Genomic DNA, 14,849 nt, shown 5'->3' on the forward strand with positions numbered 1-14,849 from the left:
ATCCCGGCGTCAGGTGTTGTAGGGCTCGAAGTCCCAGTACGGGCGGTTGCGGGCGCGGGCCGAGACGGTGTGGACGTGCTGGCGGCCGAGGCTGCTGTCCAGATCGGAGAGGGCCGCCTGTTCGGTCTTCTCGGCCTGTTGACGGTCTCGCAGACCGCGCAGGTCGGCCGCGAGGGCGATGCGGGCGGACAGGGTCAGCGGATGGGTGCGGCCGAGGGCCTCGGTGGCCCGGGCGACCGTGATGCGGCTGAGCTCGGCGGCAGACTCGGGGTCGCCGACGAGGTTCCGCAGCGCCGCGGTGTTAATGGCGCAGCCCAGGGTCCAGGGATGGTTCTCGCCCACCGCGGCGGTCATGTCGGCCAGGGCCTGCTCGATCAGCACATGCGCGTGGTCGCGCTCGCCGACGCTGCGCAGGATGAGCGCCTGGTTGGCGCGGGCTCCGACGATGAAGGGGTGTCCTTCGGTAAGCATCGACTCGTGGCGAGCGACCGTGCTCTCGCTGATCTCCCGGGCCGTGTCGATGTTGCCGTGCTCGCGGGCGAAGCAGCTCTGGCTGACGGCGAACATCAGCGTGAGCGGCTGTGTCTCGCCCATCACGCGCTCGCCGCGTTCCAGTACGTGGGTGAGCAGGTCCCCTGCCTTGTCGCGGTCACCGCTGCGGTAGTGGCAGAGCGCGAGATTGTGCTCTGCTTTCAGCGTCTGCGGATGGTCGCGGCCCAGGGCGCGGCGGCTCTCGAAGACGCTCTTGCCCTGGAGCGACTCGGCGTCGGTGTAACGGCCCAGGAGTCGCAGGTCCGTCGCGTAGTGGAGCTCAGAGTCGAGGGTCCACTGATGCCGTTCGCCCAGCACCACCCGCCGGGCTTCCAGTGTCCGCAGACCGATATCCCGGGCGTCCTCGTAGCGGCCGAGGAGCCGCAAGGAGACGGCCAAGTTGTTCTGCGCGCTGAGGGTGCGGTGGTCCTGGTCGCCGAAGAGGTCGTTGTTGGCCGCGAGGACCCACTGGGAGAGCTCCAGCGCCTCGTCGTAGCGGCCGAGGCCGCGCAGGTCGGCGGCGAGGCCGGCGGCGAAGCGCAGGTGCTCCAGGTCCTGCGCGCCCCGCTCCTCCCTGAGGTGGTCCACCGCGGCGCGCATGATCGTCTCGGTGCGGCCGTAGTCACCGACCGCGCGCAGCAGGTTGGCGTAGTGGTGCGTCAGCTCCCAGACCCGTTGGTGGGTTTCGCCGAGCAGGGCGCGCCAGGCCTCCAGGGCCCGCTCACCGAGGACGATGCCCGACGCGTACTCGCCGGAGACGTACATGTAGCGCAGGCAGTTGAGGACCAACTGCTGAACTTCCTTCTTGGTGCTGTGGAACGCGTCCGCGTATTCCAGTTGCGGCACGATCTCCGCGTATTCCGGCCACAGTTTGGCGTCGATGGGCCTGCGGGGATCCGCCGTCGCCAGCGCGCCGCGCACCACGTCGCCGAATTCGCGCCGGTCTTCCTCCGGGATGTCGTTGCGCACGATCTGGTGCACCATGCGGTGCAGATACAGCGACTCCCCGGAGGACGCCGCCTCGTCGCCGACCGCCTCGTGCGACTCCAGGCGGATCACCGAGTACTGGCGCAGCTGGTTGATCGCCTTGTTCCACAGCAGCGGGTCGTTGAGGAGTCCGGCGACCTGTTCGGGCAGTTCGTCGTGCGGCATCTCCCTGAGGAGACGCACGGGGATGGAGCCTGGCGCGAAGAAGGTGCACAGCCGCAGCAGGTCGACGGACTCCGGAACGGTGTCGCGCAACTTGTTCAGCAGTATCGACCAGGCGGTCTGGAAGGCCACCGGGAAGTCGGCGGAGACCTTCACCACGTCCTGGTCAACACCGCCCCCCAGCAGCGCGATGTACTCCTGCACGGACAGCTCGGAGTCGTTGAGCCAGCCCGCGGTCTGGTCCAGCAGCAGCGGCAGGTCCTCCAGTGCCTCCGCGAGCTGGTTCGCCTCGGGTTCCGTGAGGCGCGGCGCTCGGCGGCGGATGAAGGCCACCGACTCGGGCCGGTCGTAGACCGGCACCTCCAGCAGTCTGCTGTTGTGCTCACCCCACTCGGGGTTCCGGGAGGTGATCAGCACATGGCCCGGTCCACTCGGCACCAGGTCCCAGACCTGGTCCGGCTCGTCCGCACCGTCCAGGATCAGCAGCCAACTCCCGTACGGGTCGCCCCGGCGCAGCGACTCCCGCACCGCGCGGAGCCGCTCCCCGTACTCCGCGCCCGTGGTGAGCCCGAGTCTCGGGGCGAGTTCGGCGAGATGACGCCGATAGGTGACCCGGCTCTCGGCGTTGACCCACCACACCACGTCGTACTCGGAGCCGAACCGGTGCACGTACTCGGCCGCGAGCTGTGTCTTGCCCACTCCCGACATACCGTGCAGGGTGACCACCCCCGCACCCGGCTCGGCGCCCGTGAGCAGGTGATACGTGTCGTTGAGGAGTGGTTCCCGGCCCGTGAACCGGGTGTTGCGACGGGGGACCCCGCCCGACACCTCGGAACTCGCGGCCGGGAAGCGCGGACCGCGCCGCCCGCCGCTCGCGGCCTGGGACAGCGGAGTGGCGGGCAGGTCCAGCCGCTCCAGCAGGCGCCGCTCGGCCTCCTCGGCACCCACATTGGTCAGGTCGACCGCGGCGAGCACCGCGGCGGCACTGGGCACCGAGGCCGTGGTGACCGAGACGGCCGCGAAACGGGACGGATCGGGGGCCACAACCTCGCGCAGGGCCGCGTTCCACTCCTCGTGGGTGCGCGGACCCAGCTGGAAGTACCACTCACTGACCACGATCAGAATCCGGCCTTCGGCAAGCTTCAGGTCGCGCAGCAGGTCCGCGAGCGGAGCCTCGGCCGGGGAGTCCCATCGCGCGTACACGACGCGGTGGCCGCGCCGCTCCAGGCGATCCCCGGTCCACGCCGCCCAGGCCCGGTTGAAACCGGCGAAGCTGATCGTGACAGTCGGCTTCCCGGCCCCCCTCTCGGCTGGCCCGACCGGCTTTCGAGCTCCAGACATGCAGCGGCCTCCCCGCACATAATGTAAGAAATGTTAGAACCTGGGCGCGGTACCGCGATAGCGGCGGACGGGTATCCGTCACACTCGGTTCGCAACTCTCTTCCCGCTTCCCGCGTGCGCAACGATCTTCACTCGAATCGGCAACAAAAATCACCCCATTGAGCGAACCCATCGGGCCTCCCACAGCGCACGTGCGGCCTCGACATAGGCCTTCGCCCGCGCGACATGCCCCCGGGGAGCCGGGTGCTCGTCCAGTCGTTCGAAAACGGCAACCATCTGATCGACAAACCGGCGCCCCCGCGCCGTCAGATCACCCGATCCGACGAGTGCCGGCAGCACCGCCCCGACCTGCTCCCGGTACCGCGCGTGCAGCGCCCAGGCCGACTCCCGGTGGGCCTGACGGGTGACGGTGAGCGCGGAGCGCTGGAAGAAGTCCGCGAGCGCGAGATGCGAGTACGCGCCCTGCAACAACCCGTCGTACGGGCGTGGATCCGGGCGCCAAGGGGCGAAGTACCGTGCCCGCGGGCCGGCCCGATGCAGTGTCAGCATGTCGCCGAGCGCGGCCAGCTTGGCGTGTTGGAGCTCATGAACGAGCGTTGCCGCGAGCGTCGCGGGGGTGGGCGGCGTACTGCTGAGCACAGCTCCGAAGGCATCACGCCGGGTGCCGCTGCAGCTTCCACCGCGGGTCCCCGGTGACGCGCAGGGCGGCTCAGCCAGCGGAACCAGACACCGAAGCAGCCCCACAGCCTCCGCGACCCGCTGCTCACCGCCCAGCCGCAGCGCGGCAGCCGTGCCCGACCAGGCCCCCAGCCACCGCTTGCGCTCCGCGTCGTCGAGTGTGGTCGAGCCGCTCAGCCCGTGGTAGCGGGGGCCCCCGCTCACCGTGCGGTACGGGTCGAGGTCGTCCAGCGGCATGGGCCCGGCGCCGGGCCGCAGGCCGGGCAGGGCGTACGCGGGCGTCCAGGCCGGGGCACCGGACCAGGCGCCCACCCCGTTCTCCAGGCGTACGACGATGTTCGTCGCGGCGCCGGGTTGCCGCAGTGTCAGGCGCTCCCGCCGGTGCACGAGGTCGACCGGGACGTCCCCGGGCGCGGCGGTGCGCAGGGCGCCGAGGGAGGGCAGGACGAGGACTCCGTCGCGGGCGGTCAGCCGTACGGTGAACGGGATCCCGGCGCGGGCGGCGGCCACCGCGGCGAGTGCGCTGAAGTGGGCGAGGTCGTGGGCCAGTTGACGTATCGGCTGCTCCGCACGCGGCTCCGGCGCCGTGTCCAGCCCGCGTAGACAGTCCCGGGCCCACGGTCCGACCAGGGGGTGGAGGAGGCGGGCGCGAGCGGGCGAGAGGTGGGTGTCCGGGGCGGCCGACGCCACCGGCATCGCTCCGACCTCGGCCATGCCCCCAGCCCCAACCCCATCTCCGTCCCCGTCCCCGTCCCCATCTCCGTCCCCGTCCGCCGCCGCCAACAGCCCCCAGTCCTCCCGCAGCCGCCGCCGCGCCCCGGCGGAACACACCCTCCTGTCGGCGCTCTCCGCCGCGTCCAGTACCGCCCGCAGCATCAGCAGCCGCCGGGTGTCCTGGTCGCGTACCAGGAGCGCGAGGGTGTCGGGACCGCCCTCGGTGCGGCCGAGTTCGGTCAGGGCCCGGTCCGGGACCTCCGGGAGTATCACGGGGTGCCCCCTTCGCGAGAGGCGAACGACGGGACAGCGGAGATCGGAACGGCGGGGACGGGTATGGCGGAGACCGGTACGGCCCCTGCCGCGCTCCCGGCCAGCCGTCCCGCCACGTGCCGGATGAAACGCTGCAGGTCCGCGCAGTACACGGACGGATTACCGAAGCCCTCTCCCGCCCGGTATCTGTGGGCGTAGTGGCCACCGCCGCAGACATCGAGGAGCGGGCACGCCCGGCAGTCCGCGGCCAGCGCCGCCGCACCCGCCTGCCGAGCGGCCACGCCCGGGTGGCGCAGCGCCTCGTCGAAGGTGTGCCGGAAGACGTCGAGACCCGTCTCCGCCGCCCCCTCGTAACAGGACTTCAGGGAATCCACCTGCTCGATCGACCCGTCCGTCTCCACGACCACGGCGTCGAACGGGGCCAGCCCGAGCGACTCCGTCGCCGCGGGCAGCCCCAGCAGCAGGGCGACGCACTCCTCGAAGAGCCGCACCCGCGTCTCGCGCCGCCCGGCCCGCCACCAGCGGTCGAAGACGGCGCACAGCCAGTCGCCGTACGAGGCGCCCGTACGCTCCCAACGCGGGGGCGGGGCCGACCAGTTGCCGTGCGGCAGCAGCAGGTCGAGGGCCGGCGGGCGCAGGGCGAGCAGGGACTCGTACGTTTCGACGGGGTCCGTCGCCGGGTTCACCACCGTCAGGATTCCGGCGTACGACTCCGGGAAGCGGTCGGCGATCAGGCGCGCCCCGCGCGCGGCCGCGGGCCAGGAGGGGCGCCCGGTGCGGTCGACCCGCAGCGCGTTGTGGTCGGCCGAGCCGCCGTCGAGGCTGATGCCCACGCGGATGTCGTGCCGGGCCAGCACGGCGAGCCGCTCCTCGGTGAGGAGGGTGGCGTTGGTCTGGACGGTGGCGTGCACCGTGCAGGAGTCCGGGACACCGTCGCGTACGAGGCCGGTGAAGCGGGCCAGCGTGGTGGCGCCCGCCAGCAGGGGTTCGCCCCCGTGCAGGACGAGGGAGAGCGCCGTCAGGCCGTGGGTCCGCGCGTGTTCGGTGATGCGGGACGCGGTGCGGGCCAGGACACCGGGCGGTGCGGCGGCGGGGCGGGTGCGCCAGGTCCGGTCCGGGCCCTCGTACAGGTAGCAGTAGCGGCAGGCCAGGTTGCAGCGGCCGTGCGCCTTGACGATGAACTGCCGGAAGGGGAACGGCCCCGCGGCCTCCGGAGGAGCGGGAGCGTACTTTTCAGACACTCCGGCACCCCCATGGCTCGGCCCCCGCCCGTACGGACCCGCTTTCCCGGGCGGGCGACCGTCGCAAACTCGACGCGATCAAACTTGTCCGATTCAACTGAGGTAGCGACCGGAACTGTCGCCAAATGGCCGAATCTCCGGTTCCTTTGCCCGTTGCTCAGAAAGCCATTCCTTCAGAACGCGTTGTTGAATCCCCAAAGCATCTCGCTGGGCTGCCCGGCCCGTTCCCGGAGATCCGCCAACACCTCGCTCAGGACCGGGTGCTGGATCGTCCTCAGATCGACGAGTCCCAACGACAGGAGATCCGGCAGTTGTTCTCCCGGCTCCGACTCCGATTCCGACCCCGACTCCGGTTCTGCCTTCGGCTCCGATTCCGACGCCCTGTTCCGCTCATGACCTTCGCCCCGCACGCCCATCCCCAGCCCCATCTCCATCCCCAGCCCCTCTTCCGTCGCGTTCCACCGCACTCCGCCGCGTCACTCCAGCTCGGCCAGCCGTTGCATCGTCTGCCGGGCCGTCGGCTCGCTCGCGGTGACCGTGTCGTCCGGCAGCCTCGACCACTCCGCACGCGCGGCCCGGTAGGCCTCGCGGGCGGCGCGCGGACGGGCCGCCGCCTCGTAGGACATACCCCGCCAGTGGTGTGCCTGCGCGCCCCGCTCCACGGCTTCCTGGCGCCGGTGGTCCGTCTCCGCCGAGTTCTCCGCCTCGCGGGCCGCCTCCGCCGCGCTGCGGAACGCGTCGACGGCTTCGTCGAGGCGTGCCGGGCGGCCCAGGCTCCGGTACGCCTCGAACTGCGCCCGGCCCAGCTCCAGCCAGCACTGCGCGGCCAGCGGCGGATCGTCCGCCGCGGCCGCCGCGAGCCCGAAGAGGTGCTCGGCCTCCCGCAGATCCACCCGGTCGCCGCGGGTCCGGTACCGGAGCATCAGCGCCCGGCCGAGCAGCAGCAGCCGGTACGCGAGCCGTCCGCTGCCCGCGGGTGTCTCGGTGCGGCAGTCCCGCAGCACCCGGATGGCCCGGGACAGCGGTTCATGGGCCCAGGGACCGCCCTCCAACGCCGCCCGGCGCAGCAGCACTTCGCCCCATTCGGCGAGGATGTCGGCGTGCGCGGACGAGTCCCGGGGCACCCCGCGGGCGGCGGACTCGAAGCGTTCCGCGGCCTGGTGGAGTTCGCGCGGGTCGCCCGACTCCGCGTACCGGGCCGCCCGGATACGCCCGGCGCGCACCAACAGGGCGGCGCGCGGGCCCTGTTCGCGGGTGAGGGACAGCGCCTCGTCGACGCGCTGCTGGGCTTCGTCCAGGGCGCCGCCCGACCTCAGGAGGGCGTCGGCCAGGTCGAGGAGGACGCGGACGCGTTCGCGCCGGGGTTCGGCGGCGTCCGGGTCCGTACCGCCCTCGGTGTCCGTACCGCCCTCGGTCGTACCGTCGAGCGCGTTGCGCAGCGACTGGGCGCCCTGGGCGGCGTACAGGCGGGCCTGTTCGGGGTCGGCTGTGGCGCCCGACAGGCGCAGCAGGACGCGGCCGTGGGCCAGCGGGAGTTCCGGCGGGCGCCGGCGCGGGTCGGGCCAGGCGTCGGCGAACGCCTCCAGCATGCCGACAGCGCCCTGGAGCAGGGCGCTGTCGCCACCGAGCCGCCACTGCGCCTCCAGCGCGCCCACCCGCTCCAGGGTGAGCCGCAGGGCTTCCAGGTCGTCCAGGTCGGGGGCCGCGCAGGCCACCGCGTACTCGCGGTCGGCGCGGCGCAGCAGGTCGAGTGCGCCGCGCTGGTCGCCGCGGCGCCTGCGGTCGGCGGCGGCGGTGCGCAGCACCCGTGCGAGCACGGCCCGTTCGCGCTGGGCGCGCGGGTGGGCGACGGCCCGGTCGGCGGCGTTCTCCGCCTCGCGCAGCAGGTCCGCGCCGCCCTGCACCTCCCACAGCCGAAGCAGGCAGTGGGCGTACTCGGCCCACAGCTCCGGGTCGCCGCCCACGGGCCGTTCGTGCTCGGTGGCGCCGCGCAGCAGTTGTACGGCGTCGATGAGGTCCTGCACCATGCCGTCGCTGTCGAACTGCGCGACCAGCGTGCGGGCCCGGGTGACCGCCTGGTGCGTGGGGCGCTCCTCGGCCGGTCCCGTGCGCCCCCGGCTGCCGTAGAGCGCGAACTGCTCCGGCAGCGGCATGAAGCGCTCCAGGACTCGTGCGGCGACCTCGGCGAAGGGCTGCGGCACCAGGGTCGCGGCGCCGTTGTCGCCGTTCTCGCCCGGGTAACCGGTGCCGGGCGAGAACGGGCGCGGCGAGCCGCCGTCGCCGAGCTGGGCGAGGGCGAGGGCCGGAAAGTTCGGGCCGCCCTTGCCGAAGCGGTGCTCGATGTACTCGGAGCAGTGCTTGAGGACCAGCAGCGCCTCGTCCCGGCCCAGCGGCGACAGCAGCGACTCCTGCACACCGGGGGCGAACTCGTACCACTGGGCGCCGTCCGGCCCGTACCCCTCCTTGGCGCGCGAGACCAGTCCGCTCAGCAGGACCTCCGCGAGTTCGGACGGCCCGGAGTGCGGGAGCATGGTTCGCTGCACCAGCTGCATCACCGGCAGGCAGAGCGGGGCCGCCGCCAGGTAGACGGCGAGTCGGCCGGCGTCGGGTGAGGCGGTGGAGCGGAACCTGCTGACCAGTTCGAGCGCGGAGGCGCGGCGGCCGCCGGGTCCGGCCGCCGGAGCGGGCGGATGGTTCGCCCGCACCCAGCCGACGGCGCCGGAGACCGGTCCGGCGCCGGCCCCGGACAGCAGCCGCGCCCAGGCGCCGAGCGCCACCGGCTCGGGCGGCAGCACGGGCACGGGGAGGGCGCCCCGGCGGGCCTCCGGCGGGATTCCGGTCGGTGTGCGCACGCGCAGGGTGGCGGCACCGGCCAGTGCCTCGCCGCGCGTCAACTCGCCGTAGGACACGGGTAGTCGGGTGCGGTTCCACATGCGCAGCGGCAGCGGCTGGAGTACGGCGGCGGGGGCCTGCCGGGACAGGTGGTGCAGCAGCCGGTGGGCGTGGCCGCTGTGCCACAGGGGGCCGACGCAGTCGCTGACCAGGAGGGTGACCCGGCGGCCCGTGGGGTCGCTCAGCCGGTCCGCGGAGTGCAGCGGCGCCGCGTGCGCCTCCGGGCTGCGGCTGACCGCCGGTTCGCCGTCCGGACCCTGGTGCAGATGGCTGACCTGGACGTCCCAGAAGGCCCCCAACTGGCCGAAGACCTGCTCCAGTTCGGCGAACATCCGGTCCCACACGCGCATCGACGAGGAGGCGTCCATCACCAGCTGGAGCTGCGCGTCGGCCCTGGTCACTCCCCGGTACACGGGCATGATCAGGCCGCCGGCCCGGGCGCTCAGCTCCGCCGTCGCCGTCTCGTCGAGCACCGAGCGCAGCGGTGGCGCGCCGCTCCGGTAGCCCTGCAACGGCCGCAGGGCGCGCTGGAGTTCGAGCGGGGCGGGGAAGGCGGGGGCGGCGGGCACCCCGACCGGCAGCGCGGTCGCCCGGCCCTGCCCACGCGCGCCCTGTCCACGCGCGGCCTGCCCGTGCCGCGGCACGGGGTACAGGGCCACGCTCCGGTCGCCCTCTTCGTCGTACGGCTGCGGCTGCGCGGGCGCGGCGGGCTTCCGCTCGGCGGGGACGGTGTCGCCGCCGTCCGTCCGCTCACCGGCCCGTACGGATGTCGGTCCCGCGCCGGCCGGACCGGCTTGCCGCCCGACCTCCTCCTCCGTGCCACCAGTGGGGCGTACGAATCGAGCCAGCCAGAGCGTGTCGCACAGCCCCTCGGCGTCCGGATCGAGCCCGATCCCCCGCAGCCGGGCGACCAGTTCGGCGATCGGATCGTCGAAGGTGCGGCCGGTCCCGGGCTCTCGGGAGTCCGGTCCGGCCGGGACAGCGGGACCGTGGCGCGCCGCGGCGTCGGGCATCAGCGCGTCACCTCGGGCGGTCGAGTCGCTGGATGAGCAGGTCGGCGAGCCGGTCGCGACTGGGCGGGGCGGCCGCGTCGGTGAGGTAGATCGCGTTCAACAGCTGGTCGGCGGCGAGGAGTTCGCTGCGCGAGCGCTCCAGGAAGTGGGTGATGAGATCGTCGCCCGCGCGCGCGGCCTCGTCGCCCAGGTGGGCCCGTACGAAGGTGGCCAGCCGGTTGTGGTCGGGCCGGCCCAGCTCCAGGTGGATGCACCGGCGCATCAGCGGGGCCGGGAAGTCGCGCTCCCCGTTGCTCGTGAGCACGACGAAGGGGAAGGCGTGGCACTGCACCCGGCCGTCGCGCACCCGCACCTTGGTGCCGTCCGCGGTGAGCACGTCGGCCTCGCCATCGGGTAACCGGTCGGCTATGCGCTCCAGTTCGGGTATCGCGAACTCGCCCTCCTCCAACACGTTGAGCAGGTCGTTCGGCAGGTCGATGTCGCTCTTGTCCAGCTCGTCGATGAGCAGTACGCGCGGTGTGTCGGAGGGCAGCAGCGCGGTGCCGAGCGGGCCGAGCCGGATATAGCTGCCGATGCCCTCGACCGCCCCCGGCGCGCCGGCCGACCCGCCGTGTCCGGCCTGGGCGGCGATCTGCACGTCCTGGAGCCGGGCGATGGCGTCGTAGTGGTAGAGACCGTCCTGGAGCGCGGAGCGGCTGACGATGGACCAGCGCAGCACATTGCCGAGGCCCAGTTCGTACGCCACGGAGTGGGCCAGCGTGCTCTTGCCCGCACCCGGGCTTCCGGTGACCAGGAGGGGTCGGCGCAGATAGAGCGCCGCGTTGATCATCTCCAGCTCCTCGGCGCCCGGCCGGTGCAGTTCGGCGAGGTGCCGGTGCGCGCCGAGCCTGCGGTCCTGGGAACCGTCGCCGCCGGCGGCGTCCCGGCCGGCGAAGTCCCGCCAGGGCGGGGGCGCGGGCAGCCGGTCGATGCCGTCGTGGGGTTCGCCGGCGCCCCGGTAGATGAGCCACTCACTGGATTCGGTCATGTCCGGTCCTCGTCGTCGCTCGTCCACGATGGCAGCCGTCGAATGTGCTTCACGGTATCGATCCGGGGTGGGGCTGGTAAGGGCCCGGCGGGTCCGCCGGGATGGAGTCCGGTGGTCCTGTGGCCGATACGGAGTCCACGAGGTCAACGGCCGACCGGGTACGGGCCCTTGGAGTCGGCCCCCTGTTCGCGCGAGCCCGTGAAGAGGGGACTCCGGGTCCGGTCACGGCGCCTCCGGGGTTCGCGCGAGCCCGTGAAGAGGGCGCTCCGGGTCCGGTCACGGCGCCTCCAGGAGGTCCCCGGTGCCGGGCAGGGGGCGGCGCGGATCGTCGTAGAAAAGGGCTATCCCGTCGGCCCAGTAGGTTTCGGGGCGGCCCGCGCACAGCCCCGCCCGCAGGGCGTGGACGAGTTCGGGGAGCCGCTCCGCGCTGTCCGCGCCCGCGACGGTGTCGTCCGCCCCACGGTGGAACTCACCGCAGACGGCCTCCGACCGGCCGCGCCGACGCCGCCACAGGGCCACGCCGAAACCGCCGTGCACGATCCGGGCGAGCGCCAGCACGTCGTCCTCGAACCGCTGGTCACCGAAGCGGCAGAGGACGGGGACCGCGCTGTGCGGCAGCCGGCGCAGGGCCTCGGCGGGCGGTACGGGAAGGTGCAGTCCGTCCTCGCAGTCCAGGATCTCGGTCTGCGCACCGTGCGCGTGGATCCACCGCCAGCGCGCCTCGCGCTCGACTCGCTCCTCCTCCGCGGAGAGCTGCTCCTTGCCGAATGGCCCCGGCTCGTCCCCGTCGGGCAGCTGGTCGCGGTCGGCGCAGCGCACGACGACGGGGCGGTACACGCCGAGCGGTGCGTCGCCGGGCCTCAACCGCCAGGCGTCCACGGCAAGGCCGAGCAGCGGGTGGGGCAGCCCGACCTGGAGGACGGCGGGCCGCCCGGGCTCGTCACAGCGCCGGAAGGCCTCCGCGAGGGGAGCGGCGAGGTCCCCGGGCAGTGCGCCGAGGGACGCGCGCTCGGCCTCGTGGAGACGTACGACCTCGCCGGTCGGCCGGGCCACCGATATCCGCCAGTCGCAGCGGTCGGGTTCCCAGCCGCGCTGCACGATTTCGAGGAGGGCGGACAACCGGGGCGCACGCTCGGCTCCGTGCGCCACCGCGTGCTCCTGTCCGACCGGAGGGCCGGAGGGACGGGACGCTACGCCCGGGACCGCGGTCGTGGGTGATGTGCCCGGCATCACGGTCCCCGGAGCGTCCGCCCCGGGCCGCGTGACGGCGGGCAGGCTCACACCGGGAGACACCGCCAGCGGCTGATCGGTCTCGGGACGCGGGGCCGGAACCTCGGGATGCGGGGCCGGAACGACGTCCACCGCGTCGCGGCGTCTCGCCACGTCGTTGTTGTGTTCAGGGCCGGGCGGCGGCTGCGGCACCCTGGGCGGCTGATGCAGCCGGAGCCGCTCGATCCGCTGGTGCGCGAGGGCGCGCCGGTAGCGGATACCGAGGCCCTCCGCGGCCTGTCGCGCCCACTCCCACAGGGCCTGCTCCGCGCGCTGGGTACCCGGGGTGGTGTATGGACGCTCCGCGGACATGACCCGCATCGTGTAGTCGAGGACGAGTTCCAGCGCTCCGTCCCGGCGTGAACTCTCGTACAGCGCGCCGAGCCCGTCCCGCCAGCCGCGCGGCGCGGGCAGCGGGATCGCGGCCCGGCTGCCGAGCAGCGACTCCAGGAGGTCGAGCAGCGCCCGGGTGCTGACCGGCGGGGGCAGATCGGCGAGCCGGCCGAGCAGCTGGGTCCGCTCGTCCGGGCCGAGGGTGCGCCCGGGCCGCGCCCCGAGCTGGCCCTGCACGTCCGCCCACGTACTGCGATCGGAGTCGGGGTGGCGCTGCCGGTCGCGGTGGTAGCGGTCATGGGCGTGGAAGACGGCCTGGTAGGGGTCGTCGTGCTCGGCGGACACGGCCGCCGGTGGCACGGGCAGCGCGCGTAGCTGCTCCACCCCCGTCGAGGTGCCCCCGGTCCCCCGGTCCGCCCGCGACTTGAGTACGCCGATCACCTCGCCGCGCACCGGATCGACGACGGGCCCACCGGAGACGCCGGGGGGCAGCGTGTCCTGGCCCAGCCGCATCTGCACGCCCGCGGACCAGCCGCCGAGCGTGCCCTGCACCGAGAGGATGCCGTCCAGGAACTGCAGCTGTCCGCCCATCACGGTCCAGCCCGCGTAGAACACCCTGCCCTCGCCGTAGTACGCGGCCGGACGTTCGGTCACATAGACGCAGTCGTGGTCGACGGGCTCCCGCAGCTGGACCAGGGCGAGGTCCGGAGCAGGCCAGTTGCCCCCGCGCGAGGAGGGCTCGACATGGTCCGGGAGGGTCGCCGTCACCTCCCCGGGGACGGCGGACGTACCGCGGCCGGGACCGGTCTCGTACACCACGGTGACCTCGCCCCCCTCCTCGCTCCGTGCCACGTGCGCGCAGGTCAGAACCCAGTTCGGGGCGATGAAGAATCCGCTGCCGAGGAACGTGCCGGGTTCGTCCAGGGCATACCCGGCCCCCGCGCGATGGATGCGCACCGTCGCGGCCATGACGAGTTCACGCAGCGCACGGTGGGCGGTGTCGAGGTCGCTCGACGCGCCCTGGAGGTGCCCGTCCGTCATGCCCCGCCCCCGGCGGTGGCACCCGTCGCGCCACCGTGCGCCGGGGCGCCGGAGGACGCGCCCGCGCGCGGATCGCCCGCGGTGCCGGGGCCCTGGCCGTCCGCGCCGCGAACCGCGCCCTGGTCCTCCGTCGCGAGATCCGGTGGCGGGCCGCCGTTCCAGGTGAGGGTGACCGTGATGCCGGCCTTGGCCTCACCGTCCGCGAGCAGGCCGACCACCTTGCCTGCCTTCGCGGTCAGTTCGATCCCGAACTCCACGCTGACCTCGTCCGGCCGGACCGCGCGCAGCGGTCCCGCCAGCGACCTCGCGACACTGGTCACCACCGAGTGCAGGCTCTCGACCTGCGCCTCCACCCGGTCGGCGAACCCCGTGTCCGTGTACGACAGCTCGCCGCCCGGCTCCACCAGTTCCCCGGCCCCCGATATCCGGGCCCAGACCGGTGTCCCGTCCGGCATCGCGATACGCGCGATCCGGTTCACTCCGTCCCCCATGGCATCCCCCCGTTCCCCCGAACCCCCGCGGTCACGCCTGCCGTTGCGCAGGCTAGTGGCGGGGCGGCCACCGCGCGAGGGCCCGTCCGGCCACTCGGCGTACCTCCCTCACCACGCCTATCCTTTTCCTTGTCCTCCGCCGCCGGAAGACCTCGTCCCTTCTTCCCGTAAGGGAAGAGTTCTTCCCGCGCCGAGACATCCCCACCCCTTCACCGGACCGAGAACGACGGAGCACCACCCATGTACTTCACCGACCGTGGCATCGAGGAACTGGAGAAGCGGCGCGGCGAGGAAGAGGTCACCTTCGAGTGGCTCGCCGAGCAGCTGCGCACGTTCGTCGATCTCAATCCGGACTTCGAGGTGCCGGTGGAGCGGCTGGCGACGTGGCTGGCGCGACTGGACGACGCGGACGAGGACGACGAGTAGGGCTGCGGGACCTTCACCGCCCGGGAGGGCGAGTCAGTCGCGCGGGCGCATGAAGTCGTACGTCAATCCGAGCGCGCCGTGCGCCAGCAACAGCGCCCCCGCCAGGGTCCAGCCGCCGCTGCGTCGGCGTACGCCGCGGACGGTGAGCGGCAGCCGCCCTGCCGCCGGCTGGGCGAGCGCGAGGGCGCGGGCCCGCGGGGTGCCGGTCCAGGGGAGCCAGGGTCCGAGGCGGGCGGTGCCGAGCGCGTCGGGTTCCGCGCGAACGGCGTGGACGGCGTGGACGGCGTGGCTCCTGCCGACCCGTTCGACGGGGCGGGCGTCGGGCCGGCCGCGGGCCGCCTCGCGCAGGCGTCCGGTCTCGGTCAGGGGCGCATTACGGTGTGGCACGAGGGCCTTTCTGTTGCCGGTGCAGATGTCGCAATCCACACCA

General features: G+C 73.4%; 9 protein-coding genes and 1 pseudogene. 1 reads left to right on the forward strand and 9 read right to left on the reverse strand.

What is annotated here, in order from left to right; all coding sequences use genetic code 11:
* Positions 1-9: 9 nt before the first annotated feature.
* From fxsT to AB0I18_RS11925, 8 genes are all read right to left on the reverse strand, one after another.
* Positions 10-3,021, reverse strand: a complete 3,012-nt coding sequence (fxsT, locus tag AB0I18_RS11890; protein ID WP_363105284.1) for an FxSxx-COOH system tetratricopeptide repeat protein — start codon at positions 3,019-3,021, stop codon at positions 10-12.
* A 150-nt stretch (positions 3,022-3,171) separates the two neighbouring features.
* Positions 3,172-4,683 (reverse strand): HEXXH motif-containing putative peptide modification protein, encoded by a 1,512-nt coding sequence (locus tag AB0I18_RS11895; protein WP_363105337.1) that lies wholly within the window; start codon positions 4,681-4,683, stop codon positions 3,172-3,174.
* On the reverse strand, positions 4,683-5,927 hold the full coding sequence (locus tag AB0I18_RS11900; RefSeq protein ID WP_363105285.1) for an FxsB family cyclophane-forming radical SAM/SPASM peptide maturase: 1,245 nt from the start codon (positions 5,925-5,927) through the stop codon (positions 4,683-4,685). Before AB0I18_RS11900 ends, AB0I18_RS11895 begins: the two co-directional genes overlap by 1 nt.
* A 173-nt stretch (positions 5,928-6,100) precedes the next feature.
* Positions 6,101-6,361, reverse strand: coding sequence for an FxSxx-COOH cyclophane-containing RiPP peptide (gene fxsA, locus AB0I18_RS11905; protein WP_363105338.1), 261 nt, complete (start codon positions 6,359-6,361; stop codon positions 6,101-6,103).
* A 42-nt stretch (positions 6,362-6,403) separates the two neighbouring features.
* Positions 6,404-9,832, reverse strand: coding sequence for an SAV_2336 N-terminal domain-related protein (locus AB0I18_RS11910; RefSeq protein ID WP_363105286.1), 3,429 nt, complete (start codon positions 9,830-9,832; stop codon positions 6,404-6,406).
* Positions 9,833-9,839: 7 nt separating this feature from the next.
* Positions 9,840-10,859 (reverse strand): MoxR family ATPase, encoded by a 1,020-nt coding sequence (locus tag AB0I18_RS11915; protein WP_363105287.1) that lies wholly within the window; start codon positions 10,857-10,859, stop codon positions 9,840-9,842.
* 276 nt (positions 10,860-11,135) lie between these two features.
* Positions 11,136-13,502: a trypsin-like peptidase domain-containing protein gene (locus AB0I18_RS11920; RefSeq protein ID WP_363105288.1), complete on the reverse strand. Its 2,367-nt coding sequence runs from the start codon at positions 13,500-13,502 to the stop codon at positions 11,136-11,138.
* Positions 13,499-13,993: a CU044_2847 family protein gene (locus tag AB0I18_RS11925; RefSeq protein WP_363105289.1), complete on the reverse strand. Its 495-nt coding sequence runs from the start codon at positions 13,991-13,993 to the stop codon at positions 13,499-13,501. The genes AB0I18_RS11920 and AB0I18_RS11925 overlap by 4 nt, the downstream gene beginning before the upstream one ends.
* Positions 13,994-14,233: 240 nt before the next feature.
* On the opposite strand from AB0I18_RS11925, the gene AB0I18_RS11930 reads away from it, so the two are divergent.
* Entirely contained in the window at positions 14,234-14,419 is a 186-nt protein-coding gene (locus AB0I18_RS11930; protein WP_363105290.1) for a DUF6104 family protein, read from the forward strand.
* 33 nt (positions 14,420-14,452) lie between these two features.
* Here the strand turns inward: AB0I18_RS11930 and AB0I18_RS11935 are convergent.
* Positions 14,453-14,770 (reverse strand): annotated as a pseudogene (locus AB0I18_RS11935) (hypothetical protein); the annotation flags it as partial.
* Positions 14,771-14,849 lie beyond the last annotated feature (79 nt).

The sequence above is a fragment of the Streptomyces sp. NPDC050704 genome (genome assembly GCF_040654355.1).
Taxonomy (GTDB): Bacteria; Actinomycetota; Actinomycetes; order Streptomycetales; family Streptomycetaceae; genus Streptomyces.